The organism is Qipengyuania rhodophyticola (assembly GCF_042493225.1).
Classification (GTDB): domain Bacteria; phylum Pseudomonadota; class Alphaproteobacteria; order Sphingomonadales; family Sphingomonadaceae; genus Erythrobacter.
Genome location: NZ_CP170454.1, coordinates 848,468 through 870,809 on the forward strand (window position 1 = coordinate 848,468; position 22,342 = coordinate 870,809).

17 protein-coding genes are annotated in these 22,342 nt (G+C 57.5%); 8 read left to right on the forward strand and 9 right to left on the reverse strand.

Annotated features, from left to right (window positions below; genetic code table 11):
• Nucleotides 1–28: 28 nt before the first annotated feature.
• The 6 genes from ACFCXQ_RS04040 to ACFCXQ_RS04065 form a co-directional block, all read right to left on the reverse strand.
• Nucleotides 29–544: an AAA family ATPase gene (locus ACFCXQ_RS04040; protein ID WP_379553324.1), complete on the reverse strand. Its 516-nt coding sequence runs from the start codon at nucleotides 542–544 to the stop codon at nucleotides 29–31.
• Complete coding sequence (locus tag ACFCXQ_RS04045) at nucleotides 537–983, reverse strand: Dabb family protein (protein ID WP_379553326.1); 447 nt, start codon at nucleotides 981–983, stop codon at nucleotides 537–539. The genes ACFCXQ_RS04040 and ACFCXQ_RS04045 overlap by 8 nt, the downstream gene beginning before the upstream one ends.
• 56 nt (nucleotides 984–1,039) lie before the next feature.
• Nucleotides 1,040–1,777 (reverse strand): hypothetical protein, encoded by a 738-nt coding sequence (locus ACFCXQ_RS04050; protein ID WP_379553328.1) that lies wholly within the window; start codon nucleotides 1,775–1,777, stop codon nucleotides 1,040–1,042.
• Between the two features lie 53 nt (nucleotides 1,778–1,830).
• Nucleotides 1,831–3,267 (reverse strand): glutamate synthase subunit beta, encoded by a 1,437-nt coding sequence (locus tag ACFCXQ_RS04055; protein ID WP_379553330.1) that lies wholly within the window; start codon nucleotides 3,265–3,267, stop codon nucleotides 1,831–1,833.
• 12 nt (nucleotides 3,268–3,279) lie between these two features.
• Nucleotides 3,280–7,932, reverse strand: coding sequence for a glutamate synthase large subunit (gene gltB / locus ACFCXQ_RS04060; protein WP_379553332.1), 4,653 nt, complete (start codon nucleotides 7,930–7,932; stop codon nucleotides 3,280–3,282).
• A gap of 312 nt (nucleotides 7,933–8,244) precedes the next feature.
• Nucleotides 8,245–9,777 (reverse strand): hypothetical protein, encoded by a 1,533-nt coding sequence (locus ACFCXQ_RS04065; protein WP_379553333.1) that lies wholly within the window; start codon nucleotides 9,775–9,777, stop codon nucleotides 8,245–8,247.
• 281 nt (nucleotides 9,778–10,058) lie between these two features.
• Here ACFCXQ_RS04065 and ACFCXQ_RS04070 point away from each other — a divergent pair, with 281 nt between their 5' ends.
• From ACFCXQ_RS04070 to ACFCXQ_RS04085, 4 genes are all read left to right on the forward strand, one after another.
• The gene (locus tag ACFCXQ_RS04070; protein WP_379553335.1) at nucleotides 10,059–10,508 is read left to right on the forward strand and encodes a MaoC family dehydratase; all 450 of its coding nucleotides are present in this window, start codon (nucleotides 10,059–10,061) and stop codon (nucleotides 10,506–10,508) included.
• Between the two features lie 54 nt (nucleotides 10,509–10,562).
• The gene (locus tag ACFCXQ_RS04075; RefSeq protein ID WP_379553337.1) at nucleotides 10,563–11,741 is read left to right on the forward strand and encodes an acetyl-CoA C-acyltransferase; all 1,179 of its coding nucleotides are present in this window, start codon (nucleotides 10,563–10,565) and stop codon (nucleotides 11,739–11,741) included.
• A 396-nt stretch (nucleotides 11,742–12,137) separates the two neighbouring features.
• Nucleotides 12,138–12,716 carry a ricin-type beta-trefoil lectin domain protein gene (locus ACFCXQ_RS04080; RefSeq protein WP_379553339.1) on the forward strand — a complete coding sequence of 193 codons (579 nt, stop codon included), beginning with the start codon at nucleotides 12,138–12,140 and terminating at the stop codon, nucleotides 12,714–12,716.
• A gap of 94 nt (nucleotides 12,717–12,810) precedes the next feature.
• Nucleotides 12,811–13,422: a DUF4126 domain-containing protein gene (locus ACFCXQ_RS04085; protein WP_379553341.1), complete on the forward strand. Its 612-nt coding sequence runs from the start codon at nucleotides 12,811–12,813 to the stop codon at nucleotides 13,420–13,422.
• A 23-nt stretch (nucleotides 13,423–13,445) separates the two neighbouring features.
• Here the strand turns inward: ACFCXQ_RS04085 and ACFCXQ_RS04090 are convergent, their stop codons facing one another.
• A complete protein-coding gene (locus tag ACFCXQ_RS04090; protein ID WP_379553343.1) occupies nucleotides 13,446–14,234 on the reverse strand; it encodes a phytanoyl-CoA dioxygenase family protein in 789 nt (262 codons plus the stop codon).
• Nucleotides 14,235–14,305: 71 nt separating this feature from the next.
• Nucleotides 14,306–15,553: a polyhydroxyalkanoate depolymerase gene (locus tag ACFCXQ_RS04095; protein ID WP_379553345.1), complete on the reverse strand. Its 1,248-nt coding sequence runs from the start codon at nucleotides 15,551–15,553 to the stop codon at nucleotides 14,306–14,308.
• Between the two features lie 212 nt (nucleotides 15,554–15,765).
• Between ACFCXQ_RS04095 and ACFCXQ_RS04100 the strand changes: the two genes are divergently transcribed.
• From ACFCXQ_RS04100 to ACFCXQ_RS04115, 4 genes are all read left to right on the forward strand, one after another.
• Nucleotides 15,766–17,553 carry an ABC transporter transmembrane domain-containing protein gene (locus ACFCXQ_RS04100; RefSeq protein WP_379553346.1) on the forward strand — a complete coding sequence of 596 codons (1,788 nt, stop codon included), beginning with the start codon at nucleotides 15,766–15,768 and terminating at the stop codon, nucleotides 17,551–17,553.
• A gap of 130 nt (nucleotides 17,554–17,683) precedes the next feature.
• Nucleotides 17,684–19,885 carry a M13 family metallopeptidase gene (locus ACFCXQ_RS04105; RefSeq protein ID WP_379553348.1) on the forward strand — a complete coding sequence of 734 codons (2,202 nt, stop codon included), beginning with the start codon at nucleotides 17,684–17,686 and terminating at the stop codon, nucleotides 19,883–19,885.
• 82 nt (nucleotides 19,886–19,967) lie between these two features.
• Nucleotides 19,968–20,825: an undecaprenyl-diphosphate phosphatase gene (locus ACFCXQ_RS04110; RefSeq protein WP_379553349.1), complete on the forward strand. Its 858-nt coding sequence runs from the start codon at nucleotides 19,968–19,970 to the stop codon at nucleotides 20,823–20,825.
• A 110-nt stretch (nucleotides 20,826–20,935) separates the two neighbouring features.
• On the forward strand, nucleotides 20,936–21,121 hold the full coding sequence (locus ACFCXQ_RS04115; RefSeq protein WP_379553351.1) for a hypothetical protein: 186 nt from the start codon (nucleotides 20,936–20,938) through the stop codon (nucleotides 21,119–21,121).
• 260 nt (nucleotides 21,122–21,381) lie between these two features.
• Here the strand turns inward: ACFCXQ_RS04115 and phhA are convergent, their stop codons facing one another.
• Complete coding sequence (phhA, locus tag ACFCXQ_RS04120; protein ID WP_379553353.1) at nucleotides 21,382–22,320, reverse strand: phenylalanine 4-monooxygenase; 939 nt, start codon at nucleotides 22,318–22,320, stop codon at nucleotides 21,382–21,384.
• Nucleotides 22,321–22,342: the final 22 nt, after the last annotated feature.

The window sequence follows — 22,342 nt, forward strand, 5'->3', positions numbered from 1 at the left end:
AAGCCGGAGTCAGTGCTTAATTTACTGGCTAGTCGCTGAGCTGATGCATCACAAACGCAACGCGTTGGTCTACGTTTAACTTCGGTAGAACCAATGTCTTCACCGCCAAAAGATTGAGATCTCGCTTCAGCCGCTCTGATTCTTCGAGTGCAAATTCGAAGCAGTGTGGACGCTCCTCAGTTCGTTCAAAGATCTCGGGCCAGGGCGGTGCGAAGAACACAGGTTCTGCGTAGGGAAAAACACTTGGCATTAGTTCCGCCAGCGAAAACCCTTCGATCTTGGCGAGGCCTGACAGAGCATCGAAAATTCCGCGATCAAAGAAAACTGGACCGGTCTGCGCGGCGGCTTTCTCAAGGTCAGCGTGAGACATTTTGACGACCGCCTCAATGAAACCGCGTCGGTCATCCCACGGCTTCGGTCCGGAACCCTTAATTACGCGCAGCCCAGGCTCACACACAACTGTAAATCCTTGCCGCTTCAACGCTTCGAGGAGAGTCGATTTCCCGCCCCCTGAGCAGCCAGTAATCAGAAGGCGTTTATTCACGCACCAAGGAAGGCGCAGGGGCCAAGCTATCGAACACCCGCACGCTTGCCCAATTGTCCTCTAATTCGGCGATAAATTGTTTGTGCGGTTCGGTGACCTGATAGGCATCTTGCGCATCGGTGCTTTCAAACACGATAGTGAGTGCGACATCAAAGGCCAGATCATTGACCTCGCGCTGATAATCGGTGTGGCGCGCGCCAGCAGAAAAATACACGATCCCATCATGTGGTTCGAGATATTTATAGGCTCCATCGACAAGAGCCTCGATCGCTTCTGGGCTGTTGTCCTTGAGCTCAAAGAACACGGAATGCGTAAGTAGGGGTCCGGAGACCTCCGAGGTGGTCTCAGCATTCGTTTCTTCGCCATCTGCGCTATTGGACGCGCTGCAAGCAGACAGGATCAGGACGATTGGGAAAATGAAGCTTCTCATACGCGGCATATACTTCGCCATGCAGGGATTGACAACGTAGGACTTTGGCCTGCTGCCAGTTGCAATTACTTATCCACTCGGAGCGGCATTTTGCGCATTTCTAAGGGCCATTTGCCGCCGGATAACTTGAGAACGCCGTCTTCCAATATGCCGCGCATGCCCGTGAAATCCGCAACGCCCAGATCGTTGGGCCGGAATTCGAGCAGCAATGTCGTGCCGTCCCCTGCGCCAAAGTCTGCCAAGTCATAATTTTGCGATTGGATCTCGTAGGTACCTTGCCTGACCGACAGGCTGACAGGTTTGTCGCAGGCGCCTGCCTCGGGTCTCCAGCCGTCAGCACCGATCTGATCAAAAATGACAGTTCCGTCCTTACAAATCAGCCGCACGCTTGCGCGATCAAATCGCTTTCCATTTTCCCAAACGACCCGGATCAACATGTCGTTGCCGGTCTTTTCCAGGCCCAGCCATTTGAACTCGGGCGCGACGGGTTTGGGGTCGCTCGTGAGCGTAATGACGCCGCCCTCTTCCTCCCAATAGCCCTTACCGCGCATATCGAGCGCACCGACTGATAGGCCCCATTCCCAGCGGCCATCTTCTGTCAGGCGCATCCCCATGGCGGTCTCAAATGAGTTGCCGTTGTAAATGCCGACGAATTGATCGCGGGTGTTGGTTGAGGCATCGCCCGGCGCGGCGGATGAGGAAGCCGCTTTCGTTTCTAACGCAGCCGTCTCGGCGCATGCCGCGAGGCCTAGGGCGGATAGCAGTATGGCGAGGCGATATCGTGCGGTGATTGAGTGGGCCATGCGCTATGGCTACTCTATTACCGGCTTGAAATCATCCACTTTGTCGGGCTGGCTTAGCGCGGCAGAACGCTTGCGCCCATGAGCGCCTCGTCGACCGCGCGGGCAGCCTGACGGCCTTCGCGAATGGCCCAGACAACCAGGCTCTGGCCGCGCCGCATATCCCCGCAGGCATAGACGTTATCTTCGCTCGTCGCGTAATCTTGCGTGTTCGCAGCGATGTTGCCGCGCCCGTCAAGGTCAACACCGGCCCGGTCCAATAGGCCGCGGCGCTTTGGTCCGACAAAGCCCATCGCAAGCAGGATCAGATCAGCCTTGAGGATGAACTCGCTGCCTTCTAATTCGGTAAACTCGCGGCCATTCCACTCGATGCGTATGCATTCGAGGCCGGTGACCACGCCATCGGCGCCAATTACCCGCTTTGTCAGGACCGACCAATCGCGCTCTACCCCTTCCTCATGGCTGGACGAGGTGCGCAGCTTCACCGGCCAATCAGGCCAGGTCAGTGCTTTGTCTTCATGCTCAGGAGGCTTGGGCATAATCTCCAGCTGCGTAACGCTGGCTGCACCTTGGCGGTTGGATGTGCCCACACAATCAGAGCCGGTGTCGCCGCCACCAATAACGATCACGTGTTTACCCGTCGCCGTCAGAGTGCCGCGCGGTGCGGCGCGCAATTCATCATCGCCCGCATTGCGCTTGTTCTGCTGAGTCAGGAATTCCATCGCGAGACGCACGCCGGGCAACTCCGCACCAGGAATTTCAAGCTGGCGCGGTTCTTCCGCGCCGCCCGCCAGAACCACTGCATCGAAATTCTCTTTCAGCGATTCAAAGCTGATTTCCACGCCCACTTCGGCGCTGGTGCGGAAATTGACGCCCTCGGCCTCCATCTGCACCGCGCGGCGGTTAATCAGCTGTTTTTCCATTTTGAAGTCAGGAATTCCGTAACGCAGCAGGCCGCCAATCCGGTCTGACTTTTCAAATACGGTCACTGCATGGCCAGCCCGCGCCAGCTGCTGCGCGGCGGCTAGGCCTGCTGGTCCGCTTCCGACAATGGCGACGGTTTTCCCGGTTTGCTTTTCCGGGATTTGCGGCTCGATCCAGCCTTCTTCCCAGCCGCGATCGACAATTGCGCATTCAATGCTTTTGATTGTCACCGGCTCGTCAGTGATGTTCAGCGTACATGCCGCCTCACACGGGGCAGGGCATATGCGGCCCGTAAATTCGGGGAAATTGTTGGTCGAATGGAGCACGTCGAGCGCGTTCTTCCAATCATCCTCATAGACCAGATGGTTCCAGTCCGGGATAATGTTGTTCACCGGGCAGCCATTGTGACAATAGGGAATGCCGCAATTCATGCAGCGGCTGGCCTGTTCGCGCAGCACGTCATCGCTCGGCTGGAGGATGAATTCTTTGTACGTTTTTAGCCGCTTATCGGGATCGATATAATCGCGCTCACGCCGATCGACTTCGAGAAAACCGGTTTCCTTGCCCATTCTCTTTAACCCTTATTCCGCCGCTACAGTTTCGGCTTCGAGCCGTTCGGTCTCAAGCGCCTTCAGCGCCCGCTTGTAATCGCGCGGCATGACTTTCTTGAATTTCTTCAGTGTGCCCGCCCAGTCGTCCAGCAATGCGCTTGCCTTGGCAGAGCCAGTGTGCAGCTGATGCCGCTCGATCAGCACACGCAGCCGCGCCGCGTCATGATAGAGCGGATCACCCATACCCATATCGTTGACCGAAACGGGGCGCTGCTGGGGCTCACCCCAGGAATTTGCCGCATCTGCTCCGTCATCTTCAATTCGCAGAACATCGACCTGCGCCATGTTACAGCGCTGTACGAATGTGTCCTTGGGATCATAGACGTATGCAATCCCGCCGCTCATTCCTGCGGCGAAGTTGCGCCCTGTCCGGCCCAGCACGCAGACCACGCCGCCGGTCATATATTCGCAGGCATGATCGCCCGCGCCTTCGACCACGGCGACCGCGCCTGAGTTGCGCACGGCGAAGCGTTCTCCGCCGACGCCGTGGAAATAGGCCTCGCCCGCAATCGCGCCGTAAAGCACGGTATTGCCGACAATGATGTTCTCTTTTGGATCGCGCGCGACGCCTTCTGGCTGGCGCACGATGATGCGTCCGCCGGAGAGGCCTTTGCCGACATAGTCATTGCCGTCGCCGGTCAGCTCTAGTGTAACACCGTGAGCGAGCCATGCGCCAAAGCTCTGACCCGCTGTACCGGTAAAGGCGATACGGATCGTGTCCGGCTCGAGACCGTGATGGCCATGCGCCTCAGCCACGCGGCCAGACAGCATTGTGCCAGTGGTGCGGTTGAGATTGCGGATTGGCCGTTCAATTCGGACAGCTTCGCCCTTGGTAATAGCTGGCTGACAGGCGGCAATCAGATCATTGTCGAGTGCGTTCTCCAGCCCGTGGTCCTGCGTCAGCGTATGGTGACGCGGTGTGCCTTCATCTAGGTCAACCTCGTGCAGCAGACGCGAGAGATCGACCCCCTCCGCCTTCCAATGACGGTGAACGCGGCGCATATCGAGCCGGTCCACGCGCCCGACCATTTCTTCGAGTGTGCGGAAGCCCATTTCGGCCATGATGGCGCGCAATTCTTCGGCCACAAAGAAGAAGTAATTGATCACATGCTCAGGCTGACCAGTGAAGCGCTTGCGCAGCACTGGGTCCTGTGTTGCCACACCGACAGGGCAGGTGTTGAGGTGGCATTTGCGCATCATGATGCAGCCTGCCGCGATAAGCGGCGCAGTGGAGAAACCGAACTCGTCTGCGCCCAGCAATGCGCCAATTGCGACATCGCGGCCTGTGCGAAGGCCTCCATCAACTTGCACGGCGATCCGGCTGCGCAAATCATTGAGGAGCAGCGTTTGCTGCGTTTCAGCGAGGCCTATTTCCCACGGAGAACCGGCATGAGTCAGGCTGGTGAGCGGGCTTGCACCTGTGCCGCCTTCATAGCCCGAGATTGTGACGTGATCCGCCTTACATTTCGATACGCCTGCTGCAACTGTGCCCACGCCCACTTCGGAGACGAGCTTCACCGAAATGCGCGATTTCGGCTGCACGTTTTTAAGATCATGGATCAGCTGCGCGAGGTCTTCAATCGAATAGATATCGTGATGCGGCGGCGGCGAGATCAGCCCCACGCCCGGCGTCGAATGGCGCACTGCGCCAATGCGTTTATCGACCTTGTGGCCAGGCAGTTGTCCGCCCTCACCAGGCTTTGCGCCCTGCGCCATCTTGATCTGGATATCATCGGAATTGACCAGATATTCCGCTGTTACACCAAACCGGCCAGAGGCGACCTGCTTGATCCGGCTGCGCATGGAATCGCCATTTTCCATAGGCTCGAAACGGAAGGTTTCCTCCCCGCCTTCGCCCGTGTTGGAGCGGCCGCCAATGCGGTTCATGGCGATGGCCATGGTCGAATGCGCTTCATGGCTGATTGAGCCGAGGCTCATCGCGCCTGTGCTGAAACGTTTGACGATTTCGCTAGCGGGCTCGACCTCATCCAGAGGCACAGCCTGCTCAGCGTTTTTGAACTCCATCAGTCCGCGAATGGTCAGCAGTCGTTCTGATTGTTCATTGATGCTCTTGGCAAACTCTTCATAGCTCGAGGCATCATTGCCGCGTACCGCATGCTGCAGATCAGCGACATTGCCGGGCGTCCACGCGTGGTCTTCGCCGCGCAGCCGGTATTGGTAGATCCCGCCCACATCGAGCATGCCTTTGTAGAGCGGATTGTCGCCATAAGCCTGCGCGTGGCGCTTGACCGCTTCTTCGGCGATCGCTTCCAGCCCGACGCCCTCAATCGTGGTGGCGGTGCCAGTGAAATAAGCGTCGATAAAGTCGGTGGACAGACCAACCGCGTCAAAGATCTGCGCGCCGCAATAGGATTGATACGTCGAGATGCCCATCTTGGACATGACTTTGCGGATGCCTTTGCCGACCGCTTTGATGAAGTTGCTGCGGACCTCTTCAGGCTCAAGCTCAGGCAGCTTCTTCTCGCGCAGCTCTTCCAGCGTTTCAAAGGCCAGATAGGGGTTGATCGCCTCCGCACCATAACCTGCGAGCACGCAGAAATGATGCACTTCGCGCGCTTCGCCGGTTTCAACCACAAGGCCGGTCTGCATCCGCAGGCCTTGGCGCACCAGTTGATGATGCACAGCCGCTGTTGCTAGCAAAGCGGGCATAGGGATGCGGTCAGGGCCTTGGTTCCGGTCCGACAGAATAAGGATGGTGTGATCGGCCAGCACGGCTTCCGTCGCCGCCCAGCACATTTCTTTCAATGCCATCGCGAGGCCCTCGGCCCCCGTGCTGGCATCCCAGGTAATGTCGATCGTCGCTGTGCGGAAGGCGCCGTCGAGCGCGACTTCAACCGAGCGGATCTTGGCCAGATCTTCATTGGTTAGGATCGGCTGACTCACCTCAAGCCGCTTGTGCAAACCGCCATCACGGCCCAGCAAATTTGGGCGCGGGCCGATGATGGAGAGCAGGCTCATCACCAGCTCTTCACGGATCGGATCGATCGGCGGATTGGTCACCTGCGCGAAGTTCTGCTTGAAGTAATCGTAAAGCAGGCGCGCTTTGTTCGACAGAACCGCGATTGGCGTGTCCGTGCCCATCGAGCCAATCGGGTCATCACCTTTGCTCGCCATTGGTTCGAGGAAGCGCGAAATGTCTTCCTGACTATAGCCAAAGGCCTGTTGGCGTTGGAGCATGGTGGTGGTCGCCACTGGAATTTCGGACAATTCCGGCTCGATATGGTCGATATCTTCGAGCTTATATTGCGCCTTCTCGAGCCACTCCTCGTAAGGGTGTTCGGCGGTAAGTTCCGCCTTAAGTTCAGCATCTTCAATGATGCGGCCTTCTTCCAGATCAATCAGCAGCATCTTGCCGGGCTGGAGGCGCCATTTGCGGACAATATCGGCCTCATCAATGGGCAGAACGCCGCTCTCGGAGGCAAGGATGACCAGATCATCCTTCGTCACGTGATAGCGGGCCGGGCGCAGGCCATTACGGTCCAGCGTTGCACCAATTTGGCGGCCATCGGTAAAACATACCGCCGCTGGGCCATCCCATGGCTCCATCAGTGCCGCGTGATACTCATAAAACGCGCGCCGCGCCGGGTCCATCAGATCATTCTTGGCCCAGGCTTCGGGGATCAGCATCATCATTGCATGCGCGAGGCTATATCCGCCCGCGAGCAGCAGCTCGAGAGCATTGTCGAGGCAGGCTGTATCCGACTGGCCATGCGGGATGAGCGGCCACATCTTATCGAGGTCGACGCCCAGTAGGTCGCTTTCCATCGTCCGCCGGCGCGCATTCATCCAGTTCACATTGCCGCGAACCGTGTTGATCTCACCATTATGCGCGGTGAACCGGTAAGGGTGCGCAAGCCGCCAGCTCGGGAAGGTATTGGTGCTGAAGCGCTGGTGGACGAGGCCGATCGCTGAGACGCAATCGGGATCGCGCAGATCGTCGTAAAACGTGCCAACTTGTGTGGCGAGCAGCAGGCCTTTGTAGACAATCGTCCGGCTTGAAAAGCTCGGCATATAGGCGGTCGGCAGGCCAGGAATGCCATGCTTTTCAGCAAGCTTTTTCAGCGGGTTCAGTGTCTGCTTGCGGATCACGATTAGCTTACGCTCAAACGCGTCTTGATCGCCGCAGTTTTCGCCGCGCGCAACGATGCATTGGCGCATCACCGGCATGGATTCGACTACCGCTTTGCCGAGGCCTTCGACTGTGACCGGCACATCGCGCCAGCCAACAATCCGCTGGCCTTCTTTGGTGACAAATTTTTCGAGCTGTTCAATGACAAATTGCGCAGCTTTGGGGTCTTGCGGCAGAAAGCACTGCCCAACGGCATAATCACCCGGTGCGGGAAGATCATAACCGCGCTCACCCGCCCACTTGCGGATCAGCGGATCTGGAATTTGTAGCAGTATGCCCGCGCCATCGCCCAGCAGCGGGTCAGCACCCACTGCGCCGCGATGATCAAGATTGCCGAGAATCTCGAGTGCTTGGCTGACGATACTGTGGGTCTTCTTGCCCTTGATATGCGCCACCATGCCGACGCCGCATGCGTCATGCTCGTTTTGCGAATCATATAGGCCCTCGTGGGCGGGTAAGCCGTACTCAGTCATTCAAACCCTCAGTTGTGCGGGCATTTTAGCGATCAGCGTGCCGCAGGGCGATTCGTGCCGTGCAGAAGCCGTCTCAAACAGCTTCAATGCAGGAGTAAATCGACCCTTAGGGCCTGGACTGGAACTGGCGCCAGTCGCAGCGCTACTAAAATGTCGTGAGGGACTCTATTGCCGACCGCGAGGCGATTTTGCAACTGCGAACGGCGTAGGAAAATTTCACCCGAATGAAGTTGGGGTCTGGGCTAATTGCGCAGATGACTTCGATGTGAGCCCGAATTGTTCAAGCGAGCAGCGCAGCGCTTTGGTGCACGATCAGGCGGTGCCGCTGACCTGAGTCAAACGATCTAGAGCCTTGCGCAAGCTCTCTTCCGGGTCTTCTTCGGTGTCGTCCTGTGCGCTTGTTGTGATCCCTTCTGCGCCGCTACTAGCCGCCTCCTGACGCAGGTTGATCACCACTGGATCGTCATCGCGTGATCCGCCAGTGTCGCCTTCACTCTCAGGTTCTTGCGGGGTTTCGTCCGCAGTTTCAAAGCTGCCAATCGCGCCTTCTAGGCGTGCAAGCATTTGACCGAGGTCCGGCTTGCGTCCTGTTTCTGGTTTGGGGGCCTCAGAGGTATTAGCTTCGAAAGGGTCCGGTTCAGGTGCTTCAGCTTCGGCGGTTTCAGTGTCGCTTTCAACCGATGTTTCCTCAACCAATGGTTCCGGTGCAATTCTTGTCTCGTGCATGAGCTCGTCTGTCGGCTCAGCTGCGAATTCTGGCGGTGCCTCTTGGACTAGCTCAGGCCCAGCAGACATTGCCGGAGCTACTTGATTAGGAGCCTCCTCGGGGGCACCTTCAAAACCGTAATATGCGCTCTGCATTTCATCAGTTTCGACGGCAGTAGGGGCCTCGAGACTAACATCGTCGCTTGGCTCATCCTCGATCAAGCTCTCTTCAAGGAAGCTCTCGACCTCTTGTACTTCGAACTCTTCCGCGTCGATTGATGTCGCGTCATCTTCCAAAGGATCGTAGTCATGAAGCGGATCAGCAGCGTTCAGAACATCCTGCCCGTCTTCATCAGCATTGGCCGAGGTGTCTGCATGTTGCCCGCTCTGCCATGAATCGCCGTGCTCAATCGTTGGCATTTTGGCGAGCAAGGTTTCAGCGGAACTAACGGTCTCATCAAGGACAGCCTCGGTAGCTTGATAGCTAGGCTCCACAACGGGTTCGTACTCTGCAGCTTGAGTATGCTGAGCCTCTTGCGCTTCTTCGCGTGCTTCCTTGCCAGCTGCCAGCGCGGCGACGTCATCGCTAATGGATGGCTCGAGATTTTCTGATGCGCGCACGCGTGAGGCCAAGCGATCGGCGATTGAGCCCCGCGCCGCTGACGGAGCTGGTGTCTTTTCGGCAATTTCGGGCTCGGCCGTTTCAGATACTGGCGGGGGTGTCGGTTCGGTTTGCACTTCGGAGACTGGCGTTTCAGCGACTGGCGTTTCCGCGACTGGCGCCTGAACCAACGCAGCTTCCGGCTCTGCAGATTCAGCAATGCTCGGTTCGCTCGCAGTGCCTACAAAGTTCTCCTCCTCGCTCACGGCCGGGCCAGCAAGACGCCGGGCAATGGCAAGGCCAACCAAGGCGCCTACAACGGCGCCAAACACACAGACCGTCAGATGGGCGGCAACTGATATAGGCGCAGCAAAGAAGGCGATCGCGCCGCGCAGGCCAACGGCATCCAGCATGCCCTCAATGGCGAAATGCGGCAAGACGAGAAGGCTCAGGCCAAACAGCGCTGAAAACCATACCGCAACCGCCTTGGAAAATGCCGGATGACTGCTGATCGGGGGTACCCTGCTTGACCCGCTCATACTTGGTTCCTTCGCCTTGCTTTGTGCGGCGCTTTGCTCGCCGCTTAAGAAGTGTCTGATGCTCGGTTAGGGTAAAGCCCCTGAGCAGCCTTGATCGCTAACAGGGTTTGGTAAACAGCGTTTTAACGCTACTCTTGGGTGCCACCTGACCGAGCGTGCCGTAGCGGCAGGTTGACGTTAACGGAAACCTCATTGCACTCGCGGCGTTGATGCGCCATGTAACGCCGAGACTTGGCTGGAGTCGCCAGCCCAATCAATTTCACATGTTTCAGGAGAGATGTATGACCCCGCAGGATCTGGCCGCAAAGGTCGGCGAAAATATCGGTACCAGTGAATGGGTCGAAATGACTCAAGAAAAGGTCAACATGTTCGCTGATGCGACAGGGGACCACCAGTTCATCCATATCGACGAAGAAAAAGCCAAGATGACCCCGTTTGGCGGCACCATCGTTCATGGTTTTATGACCCTTTCGATGATCCCGTATTTGTCCGCCAATAGCGACATGCCCAAGATTGAGGGCGTAAAGATGGGCGTGAATTATGGCGGCAACAAAACCCGCTTCATCGCACCGGTCCGGGTCGGCAAGCGTATTCGTGGTCACTGGAAGCTCGCCGAAATGATCGAGAAGCGTCCGGGCCAGTGGCAGCAAACCGCAGAAATCACCATCGAGATCGAAGGTGAAGAGAAACCCGCTCTGATGTGCGAGTGGATCACTCAGTTCTTCGTTTAACTCCATTCCCCTCCCCAGGGCCGAGTCTGAACACAATTTTCTAAGGAGTTCGCCATGCGCGACGCAGTAATCGTATCCACCGCCCGGACCCCTATTGGCCGGGCCTATAAAGGCGGCTTTAATGCCACACCCGGCGCCACTTTGGGTGCCGCCTCTATCGCTCCAGCGGTAGAACGCGCCGGTATTGAAGGCGCCGAAATTGATGATGTTGTCTGGGGCGCTGTTCTGACCCAAGGCACACAGGCCGGTAACATCGGTCGCAATGCTGCCTTGCGGGCTGGCCTGCCGGTTTCGGTCGGCGCTCAGACGATTGACCGTCAGTGCTCCTCTGGCTTGATGGCGATTTCGACCGCAGCAAAGCAGATCATTGTCGACAATATGGATATTGTTGTGGGCGGCGGCCAAGACTCGATTTCGCTGGTCCAGACGCCGGAAATGCGCGTCGCCCCCGATCCCTCGCTGATCGCGATGCACAAAGACGTCTACATGCCGATGCTCGGCACGGCTGAAACGGTTGCTGCGCGTTATGGCATCAGCCGCGAAGCGCAGGATGAATATGCGTATAACTCGCAAATGCGCACCGCCGCTGGCCAGGAAGCTGGCAAGTTTGACGATGAGATCGTGCCTGTCACTACCACGATGATGGTGAAGGACAAAGAGACCGGCGAAGTCAGCCAAGTTGAGCACACGCTCACGAAGGATGAAGGAAACCGTCCGACTACGACGCTCGAAGGCCTGCAAAGCCTAAACCCAGTTATGGGTCCGGATAAGGTGATCACAGCGGGTAACGCCTCGCAGCTGTCCGATGGTTCGTCGGCCAGCGTACTCATGGAAGCCAAGCTGGCTGAGCAAAAGGGTCTTGCGCCGCTGGGCCGTTATGTCGGCATGGCGGTTGCGGGCACAGAGCCTGACGAGATGGGCATTGGCCCCGTCTTCGCGATCCCGAAACTGCTCAAGCAAACCGGCGTGAAAATGGACGAAGTGGGCCTGTGGGAGCTCAATGAAGCGTTTGCCGTTCAAGTCCTCTACTGCCGCGACAAGCTCGGCATCGACAACGACATTCTCAACGTCAATGGCGGCTCGATCTCGATCGGCCACCCATACGGCATGACGGGCGCACGCTGTGTTGGTCACGCGCTGATCGAAGGCAAGCGCCGCGGTGCGAAATATGTTGTCGTCACCATGTGTGTCGGCGGCGGTATGGGCGCAGCAGGCATGTTTGAGGTGTTGTGATTTGGTAGGCGATGAGGCCTTCGGACCTCATCGCTGCCCGGCCACCCACGCCCTCCACCCTTCCACCCGGATTTTCATTCCGGGTTACGATCCGGGTGGAAGGGTGGAGGGCGTGGGTGGCTTTGTCATCAAAGTGAAGATCGTATGGCGGCGTGGGAGCGATCCCGCGCCGCTTTTCATTCAAAGAGACGTTGGCTTCAAGCCAGACGGAATTGCAAGCGGCCCCGCCGGCCCCAGCTTATGCGAGCACAGTCAAAGATGCGGAGGCATCCATCGGCGGCTGAGGCCAAAAGATGAATAGACACTATGGGAATCAGCAGACTTACTGTTAGGGTTAGACTGTCTGCGCCGCATTCTCGGCGGGATTGAATGTATTTCCGACAGGAGAATCCACTCATGAGATGGAACCTATTTCTAGCCGCCACTGCCCTATCCCTGACGGCCTGCGGACAGACCAGCGAAACACCAGAAGCGGACACTGCTCCAACCGAAAAGAGCGCCAATGCCGAAGCGGTTGAAATCGCAGCCAAGGATCAGCTTGACGGGGTCACAAACGAATATTGCCTAGATATTGCGGGCGGCCGTGAAAACGTCGATCCGGCCAATGGCCTGCAGGGGCATACTTGCTACAGCCGGGACGGCGCGCTTGGCACTGACCAGATTTTCGATGCAAGCCTGTTCGAGCAAAACACGCTATTCATGCCTGAATATGACGTTTGCGTGGCTGTCGAAGGCACCGAGATTTCTCTGGCTGCTTGCGATGAAAGCGAAGCGCAGCAAATCAGCTTTGGCGAGGATGGCACCATCCGTCCTGTTGCCGATGATACACAGTGCTTCACGCTCGCGTCTGATACGCGCACCGGCAAAAGCAGCGAGAACCAGATCAAAGCGCTCGCCCTGGAAAGCTGTTCGGAGGAAAAGGCCGCGTTCCAGCAATGGAGAGCGCGCCAGGATGATGACACTCCGGCGGCATAATGTGGCCCGTTCTTAGGGCGTGACCTGCTTTGTCTATCGTGAGGAGCCAGTGGATATTGGCTCTTCGCGGTAAAACAGGCCATAAGCTCTGCTTATGGGCATTATGGAAATTATCGGGATAGCTGGCAGTGTTAGTCTGCTTGCCGGGTGGCGGCTTTATTTGTGCGTATTTGCGACGGGGCTGGCCATGCGCTTTGACGCGATCCCGATCCCCGAACATCTCGCCAGCCTCGATGTACTCGCCAACCCTTGGGTTATGGGCATTGCCGCGCTTGCGGCGCTTGCGGAGTTCTTCGCCGATAAAGTCATGTGGCTCGACAGCGCATGGGATGCGATCCACACGCTCGTTCGCCCGGTGGGCGGCGCTTTGCTGGCGCTGGCAATTGTCGATCCGTCCGACCCGGCGATGCAGGTGATCGCGTTTTTGCTGGGCGGCGGGGCGAGCCTGGCCGCCCATGCGGGCAAGGCCGGTGCTCGCGGCGTGGTCAACGCGAGCCCAGAGCCGGTCAGCAATTTAACGGTGTCAACTGCAGAGGATGTCGCAACTGCCGGGCTGCTCTATGCGACGTATGAGTATCCCTATCTTGCGGCCGGCATTGCGTTTGTTCTGCTGGCGTTGGTGTTTGGCCTGGTTCTGGTGGCGCGGCGGGTGATCAAGCGTGTGCTGGGCGGTAGCCGGGATGGGAATGTGCAAGACACTTCGTGAAAGTTATCTTCTACTGAGCTGCCCTAGTTCTTCTCAGACAGTTTGAGCGCTACCTCTGCGGTGGGGAAGCGGCATGTGGGCATAAACCTGGCCTTCTCTGAACTATTGGGTGCAGGCGTGTGGAGCACCCGCAAATCCATCAAATAAAGGTCGCCCACGCTTCCGGTCAGCTCGACTACTTCCAATTCCACATCACCGATGCGCCCCGTCGCGTCTTGCGGCGCAGTCACCTCCGGTCGGTCAGAATCAAAGAGCATCTGGAAGAATTCTTCTCTTCGCAAATGTTGTTTCACTTCCTTGGACGAAAGGCTGGAGAACTTGTTCAGCAAACGATGCGATCCCGCAACGACCAACGTTCCCCCGCCTTGCGGTTCGACGTCGTCGAGAAACGTGAAGGCCTGTAGCCCGGGTGTGGTGCGCTCTGCGAATTTGGGTAGATCAGTGTGCCACACATCGCTTGGAATTGACCACCGCTGATCGCTCGGTAGGGAGAACAGGATTTGTTGGCCCGGCGCCATAAGGGCCACAGGATCCCCTACCAGCTGCTCGATCATAGGGGCCAAGTGGTCGCCGACGAGCTTGGGAAATCCCGCTGACTTACTCAGCTTGGTAAGTGCGTTTCTAAATGGCTTAGCACTGCCGAAGCGGCTTGTTGACTTGATCCACTGTCCGTCGACGTACAGGCTGTGTTCTTTGGCTAGACTAACGACGCTGCCATAGGCCGCGCGCGCACTGTCGGCTTCAATTAAACCCTCAAGCTTGACTAAACCTCTGTCCTCAAGCTGCTCTCGTATGCTATCCAAACTGTCCATCTCGCTGGCGATTTACGCCAGAATCGGGTGATGAACAATCGCTAGTGATTTTGCCCAGAGCCGAAGCCGACCTAACCATGCGCTTCAATAAATTCCTCGACGACAGGCGCGACCTTTGTCCGCCAGCGGCTGCCGTTGAAGATGCCGTAATGGCCTGCGCCTTCGGCCATGTAATAGCGCTTCTTTGTTTTAGGGAGGCCGGTCGCGAGTTTTAGCGCGGCCTTGGTCTGGCCCAGCCCGGAGATATCGTCGCGTTCGCCCTCAACCGCTAGCAGGGCAGTGGTTTTGATCTGAGATAGGTCAACCACCTCGCCCTTATGCTCAAATGTGCCGTTCGGGATGGAGTGTTTCTGGAACACTTCCTCGACTGTCTGAAGATAAAACTCCGCCGTCATATCGCATACGGCCCGATATTCATCGTAGAAGTCCTTGGTCGCCTGCGCGCTCGCATCGTCGCCTGAGGTGAGGTGTTTGAACATCTCGTAATGGCTCATCATGTGGCTTTGCAGGTTCATGCTCATAAACGCCGAAAGCTGCATGAAGCCAGGATAAACCTTACGCCCCGCACCGCGATATCGCATCGGTACGGTCGTGATTACCGACTGGCGGAACCACTCAATCGGCTTGTTCATAGCGTGATCATTGACCGTGGTTGGGCTCTCACGCGTATCAATCGGGCCGCCCATCATGGTGAGCGTGGCCGGGGCGGCGGGTGATTTGTGCTGGTTAAGCAGCGCGGTTGCGGCAAAGGCGGGAACCGACGGCTGGCACACGGCCAGCATATGCGGACGCTGGCCGGGCTGTTGTCCCTCGATATATTCGAGAAACTCGATCAGATAATCGATATAGCTGTCGAGGTCGAAGTCACCTTCGTGCAGCGGGACAGTCGCTGCATCAGCCCAATCAGTGATGTAGACTTCGAACTTCTGCAGCATCCGCTCTACCGTGCCGCGCAATAGGGTAGCATAGTGGCCGCTCATCGGAGCGACGATCAGAATCTTGGGGCGCTTGGTCGTCTCAGCATCATCAATGCCGTCCAGTCGGAAGCGTTTTAGATCGCCAAAGGGCCGGTTGATTACAGTGGCCTCAATCACCGGGTAAAGCGCGCCATCCACGTCAATCTCGGTGATGCCAAAGGCGGGCTTGCCATAAGGTGCGGTCGCGTGGGCCAGCACGTCCAGTGCATTGGCAGCGATCGGCATCATGCCCATTTTCGCGAACGGATTGGCTGAATTGCTCATGACCGATGCACTGATCGCCGCCAGCGAACTGACCGAATTCATCCAGCTGCGCTGCAGCTCATAAGCGTGATATAGCATTGCGTGTCCCCTGCGATATGTCCTTTGGGGGCGCCTCTTCCGGGCGCCTCCCTACACACTCTAGATGGAGAGGTTTAACCAATTGTGCAATGCACAATTTCTCAGATTGTTCTAAAGCTCTTGTGGAATTTCCAAAACACGCCAAATAGTCAGCTGAAGGCATGGACGGGAACACTCAACACGAAACGGCGCCAATGTCGCAGGACGAGTCAATGGACCAGTCAGGCGAGGGCGTAAACGAGCCAAAGCAGCGCTCCTTGCGGCCGCTGATCATGGTTTGGCAGGCGGCTCGCGAGTATCCAGGGCACCTTGCGCTGGCGATTGTTGCTCTGTTGGTCACGGCGGGAGCCACTTTGGCAATTCCTGCTGGTTTCAAGCTTATCATTGATAACGGTTTTTCAGGCGGCGGTGACCCGGAGAATATTGGGCGCTGGTTCCGCTATTTGTTTCTGATTGTCGCAGTGCTCGCCATGGGCACGGCCATGCGGTTCTATTTCGTTAGTTGGCTGGGCGAACGCGTCGTTGCCGATGTGCGCTTGCGTGTGCACCGCAATCTTATGCGACTTTCGCCGGGCTTTTACGAGGAGAATAGCCCCAAGGAAATCTCGAGCCGGATGACCAGCGATACCACGCTGATCGAGCAGGTGGTCGGTACCACGGTCTCGGTGGCATTGCGCAATACACTCATGGCGATTGGCGGGACGGCCTATCTGTTCTGGCTCGTACCGCAGCTGACCATGGGACTCCTTCTGGTGATACCTGTCATCGTTATCCCGATAACCCTTTTCGGGCGGCGTTTGCGCAAAGTCTCGCGGACCAGCCAAGACCGTGTTGCCGATATTGGCGCCATGGTCACCGAAGTGCTCTCAGCTATGAAAGTGGTGCAGGGCTTTAATCAGGAGACCCGCGAAACCGAGCGTTTTGGCGAAGCAGTGGAGCAGACTTTCACGGTGGCCCGGCGGCGCATCATCATTCGCGCTGCGATGACTTCTGTGATCATTACGCTGATTTTTGGATCGATCACGCTGCTGATGTGGCGCGGCGCGATCGCTGTGACCGAAGGGTCGATTTCTGGCGGTACGATTGCCGCATTTGTGCTCACGGGCGGGTTGGTTGCGGGTTCATTTGGCGCGCTGACCGAGGTCTACGGTGATCTGCTGCGCGGTGCAGGCGCGGCTAGCAGGCTGAGCGAGTTGCTAAATGAAAAGCCTACGATAGCCTTGCCCAAAAGGCCGCTGGCATTGCCGGTGCCAGCGCGTGGGGGCCTATCCTTCCGCAATGTGACTTTCCGCTATCCAACCCGGCCTGAGCCTGCTGCACTTAAGGACTTTACGCTCGAGGTGGAGCTGGGCGAAACGGTCGCGATTGTCGGGCCATCGGGCGCCGGCAAATCCACTATTTTCCAGCTGGCGGAGCGTTTTTACGACCCGCAAGCGGGCTCTATCCGGCTTGACGGCGTTCCCGTCACCAGCGTTGATCCTGCTGAAGTGCGCAGCCGAATTGCCTTTGTACCGCAAGAAGGCGTGCTGTTCAGCGCCGATGCGCGTGACAATTTGCGTTACGGCGCTTGGGGCGCGAGCGATGAGGCGATTTGGGAGGCAGCAGAGGCGGCCAATGCCGCTGAGTTCCTGCGCAAGCTGCCAGAGGGCCTCGACACCTATCTGGGGGAGAACGGCACACGGCTTTCGGGCGGTCAGCAACAACGGCTAGCGATTGCGCGCGCGGTCTTGTGTGACGCGCCGATCCTGCTGCTCGATGAGGCGACGAGCGCGCTCGATGCGGAGAGCGAGCGTCTGGTGCAAACCGCGCTTGACCGGCTGATGGAAACTCGCACGACGCTGGTGATTGCGCATCGTCTGGCCACTATTCGCGCTGCCGATCGGATCGTGGTGATGGATGAGGGACGCATTGTCGAACAAGGCAATCACGCGACATTGACTGCGGCGGGCGGTCTGTATGCGCGGCTGGCGAAGCTGCAATTCGGCCTCGAAACCGCTTGATTACATATGTAACAATCGACGGGTGCGTATATGCGCCCGACGAGCGACTTCACGCCTTGGCTTGGTGAGCTAGGGTCGTTGTCAAGGTGCGCACTGCGGGTGCGTGTGGGGAGCATATTTGGAGACTGCAATGATCAAATCTGTTTTTACCGCTTCGGCGAGCGCGCTCGCGCTGTGTTTAGCGTCAGGCGCTGCCGCGCAAAACCATGCGCACGAGCACGAGCCGGGCGAAGCACATGTGCTGATAAGTGAGGAAGAGAGCGCGGGTGCCGCGGCCGCATCCGCTGCCACTCCCGGCACGCCCACCATGAGCTTTGGCACTTGGGGTTTTGATCCTGCCTATCTTTCCGACACCATCAATCCGGGCGATGACTTTTTCGGATTTGCCAACCAGAAATGGCTCGATGCCAATCCTCTTCCGCCAGAGTTCAGTCAGTTCGGCGCGTTCAATCTGCTGCGCGAGAAATCGACTGATGACGTTAAGGCGCTGGTCGATGAGCTGACCGCGAAAGATGCCGCGAGCCTGACGGCTGACGAGACGCGGATTGTCGGCGCTTACAATGCATTTCTCAATACCGACGCGATTGATGCCGCCGGACTTGCGCCTGCGCAGGCATATCTAAGCCGCATCATCGCGGCCTCTTCGCTTGATGATCTGGCCATGCTTTGGGCTGAGCCTGGAATTGGCTCACCGCTCGGTGGGTTCGTGAATGTCGATGCCAAGCAACCGGACCAATATGTTGCATATTTGGGCTTTGGCGGACTCGGTCTGCCAGACCGTGATTACTACACTGACACCAGCGAGAAGGGTCAGGAAATCCAGGCCAAGTACCGCGACTATCTGACATTTTTGATGGGTGAGGCGGGCTATGCCGATCCCGAGGGTGCGGCGCTGGCGGTGTATGCGCTGGAGGCCAAAATTGCGCGCACTGTCAGCTGGGACCGCACGGTTCAGCGTAACCGCGATCTCACGTATAACGCACTGTCGATCGATGATTTGAAGGGTTTCGCGGGCGATTTTCCCGTCGAGGCGATGCTTGAGAAAATCGGCTTTGCGGCCTCGCCTAAATTCGTGGTTGGCACCATCCCGCCGTCCGATGAGCGCGCGGAAGAGCTTGGCCTGACGCAGGAGCAGCTGGATAAGATTGGCTCAGGCTTTCCAGGCATGATCCAGCTGATCAACGAGACCCCGCTCGCAACCTTGCAAGCCTGGACTATCAAAGAATTCCTCTCTGACCATGCGGCGGTTTTGCCCACGCGTTTCGACAAGGCTAGCTTTGATTTTTACGGCAGAACTTTGCGCGGTACGCCCGAGCAACGACCCCGGTGGAAGCGTGCAATTGCGGCGACCGAAGGTGCGCTGGGTGAGCTAGTCGGCAAGAGCTATGTTGAGCGCTATTTCCCGCCGGAAAACAAGGCTGCGATGGATGAACTGGTCGCGAATTTGCGGATCGCGATGGCGCAGTCGATTGAGGAAATTGACTGGATGACGGACGCAACGAAAGTCGAGGCGCGGGCCAAGCTCAACAGCTTTGATCCCAAGATCGGCTACCGCGATAATCTGGAGGTTTATGAAGGCCTCGAAATTTCGGCTACTGATCCGCTCGCCAACACAATGTCGACAGCGCGTTGGCAGACAGCGGACAATGTCAGCAAGCTGGGTCAGCCGATTGATCGGACCGAGTGGTTCATGCTGCCTCAGACGGTTAATGCCTATTACAATCCGACCAAGAATGAGATCGTGTTCCCTGCCGCGATCCTGCAACAGCCTTTCTTTGGGATTAGCGCAGACCCGGCTGTCAATTACGGCGCGATTGGCGGCGTGATTGGCCACGAAATCGGGCATGGTTTCGACGATCAGGGCTCTAAGTCGGATGGTACGGGCAAGCTGCGCAATTGGTGGACCGATGAGGACCGCGCCGCGTTTGATGCATTGGGTGATGCTCTGGTGGCGCAATACAACACCTATTGCCCGCTTGACGACGGCGAGACCTGTTTGAATGGCCGCCTGACGCTGGGCGAGAACATTGGTGATGTCGGCGGACTGAGCCTTGCTTACCGCGCTTACAAAATCGCGACCAAGGGTCAGGACGTGCCTGTGATTGATGGCTTCACTGGCGATCAGCGCTTCTTCCTCGCTTGGGCGCAGGTCTGGCGCTCGCAAACACGGGAGGAAACCGTGCGTCAGCGCATCCGTGTTGGCCCGCACAGCCTTGAGGAATTCCGCACCAATGGCGTCGTCCGCAATATGGACGCATGGTATGAAGCCTTTGGCGTGGACAAGGACCACGCGCTGTATCTGCCGCCAGAAGAGCGCGTGCGTATTTGGTAAGAGTGTTGGGGGAGCGCCCCCTCGCCGAAACCAAATAATCAGTGATTGACTTGGGCCGTGCTTTCGAGAGAGAGCGCGGCCCATGACATTTGTCCAACAGCTCATCATTGCGATTGTTCAGGGGATTACCGAGTTCCTGCCGATTTCCTCGTCAGGCCACTTGATCCTGATTCCATACCTGACCGAGTTTGCCGATCAGGGACCGCTCATCGATGTGGCGGTGCATGTCGGCTCGCTCCTCGCGATCATCGTCTATTTTTTCAAGGATGTTCTAGTGCTTGCTCGCGGAGGCTTTGCGAGCGTTGGGATCGGCGCGAAGAACCCTAACGCTCCGGCAGAACGCCGGCTGTTCTGGTGGATTGTTCTTGGGACAATCCCGGCGGTTGTCTTCGGCCTCTCGATCAAGATGGGGCTGTTCAATGGCCTTGCGACCAGCGTCTTCGGCGTCACCATCGTTGATGATGATTTGATGGCGTCGATCCGCTTTACCGATCTGATTGCGGTGAACCTTATCTTCTACGGCATCTTGCTCGGCATCGCGGACTATTTCGGCCGTGATGAGAAGAGCTTTGAGGATATGACGTGGCGCGATGGCCTGATCGTTGGGTTGGCACAGGCGCTGGCGATCATTCCAGGCACCAGCCGTTCCGGCGTCACCATGACTGCGGCCCGCGCCCTCGGCTATAGCCGAGTGGAATCGGCGCGCTTCTCTTTCCTTTTGTCGATCCCCGCTGTGGCGGGGGCGGGCGTGTTGATTGTGCCGGAGATTTTCGAGGCAGGCGGCGGCCTGGCGATGGAGGCACTGGTAACTGGCGTAATGACATTCCTCGCCGCGCTGGCGACGATGATGTTTCTGATGAACTTCTTGAAGCGTGCATCGATGCTGGTCTTTGTGATTTACCGGGTGGCGCTGGGTGCTCTTTTGCTGGCGCTGTTTTAAGCCGCCGCGCGAGGCGTGTGAGTGCCAAAATGAGGGTCCGAATAAAGAGTCTTATCAAGCGGTAAATGGCTTGCTAGGGGTTTTTGCCTCTTCATTAGGGGAATATGGAAATGAAAAAGATTGCACTTGCTTCGGTTACCGCACTTGGTCTCGCTCTCGCGGGCTGCGCTGGCGCAGAAGGTGAAGGCGAAGCCATGGAAGAAAAAGCCGAAGAAGCTATGGAAGCTGAAGGCGAAGCCATGGAAGGCGAAGCTATGGAAGCTGACGGCGAAGCCATGGAAGCCGAAGCTGAGTAAGTTTCACGTGCTTTCATAAAGCGCTTCACATTTGTGAAATTGAGCGGGCGTCGAGCGATCGGCGCCCGTTTGTTTTTGGGCAGTTTGTTTTCCGCGCCCCATCTGGGGTGCGATTTGTCCTCCCTTCGGTCGTTCAGCTTCGCTTCCCTCGCTCACGCGATCTGACGATCGCATCGCTGCGGGCGGCCTTTGGCCTTGCGGCTCGCTAGTCGCTCACCGTGCCGTGCCGGCAGCTTTCGTGTGCCTGGTTACTTTTGAGGCTAAACAGGTAAAGCGCCGCTACCATTCCCGCCGCGCAGCAAATATTCCTGTGTGCCGCGGTTCACGACATAGTCGACATCAATCACGGCTGAATTGGCGTAGGTGAAGGCAGCCGGAAGATTATTGTAAAGTCGGTCAAAATCGCGCTCGACGGTCTGCCGATAGAGATCTTCGAAACTCTCAATAACAAAGTAGGTCGGCTGCAAATCGCTGATGACGTAATCGGTGCGCATGACCCGGTCGACATTGAGCATGATGCGGTTGGGGCTCTTCGCCTCGGTTGCGAATACGATTTCGGTAGGGCCAGATAGGATACCAGCGCCGTAAGCTTTGATCCCGTCCGCCTCCTCGAGCAGGCCAAACTCGACCGTATACCAATAGAGCGCACCCAGAGCTTTCAGGCGGTTATAGCGCATCGCTTTCCACCCGGCGCGGCCATATTCTTGCATATAATCGGCGAACACCGGATCGGTCAGCATGGGCACATGGCCGAACACGTCGTGGAACACATCGGGCTCTTGAATGTAGTCAAACGTCTCGCGCGTGCGGATGAAATTGCCGGCCGGGAAACGGCGATTAGCGAGATGCCAAAAGAACACGTGATCGGGGATCAGCATGGGCACGGGCACAACGCTCCATCCGGTGAGCGCGCCGAGCTCCTCGCTCATCTTGCCAAAGTCCGGCACGCCGCCTTTGCCCAGATCAAGCTTTTCAAGACCCGCTAAAAACGCGCTTGCTGCGCGCCCGGGCAGTACTTTCATCTGACGCGTGAACAGATCGTTCCAAATCGCGTCGTCGTCGCTGGAATAGTCGGTTTGCGCAGGTTCAAGCCAGTCATCGCTGACATGATCGGGCTTTTGCAGCGGTGCAGTAAAGACATCCGCTGGCAAATCGGGCAGAACGGCATAATCCGTTTCAGGTGTTGCTAAAGTCGCCATAGTTTCATGTGTAACTTTATCA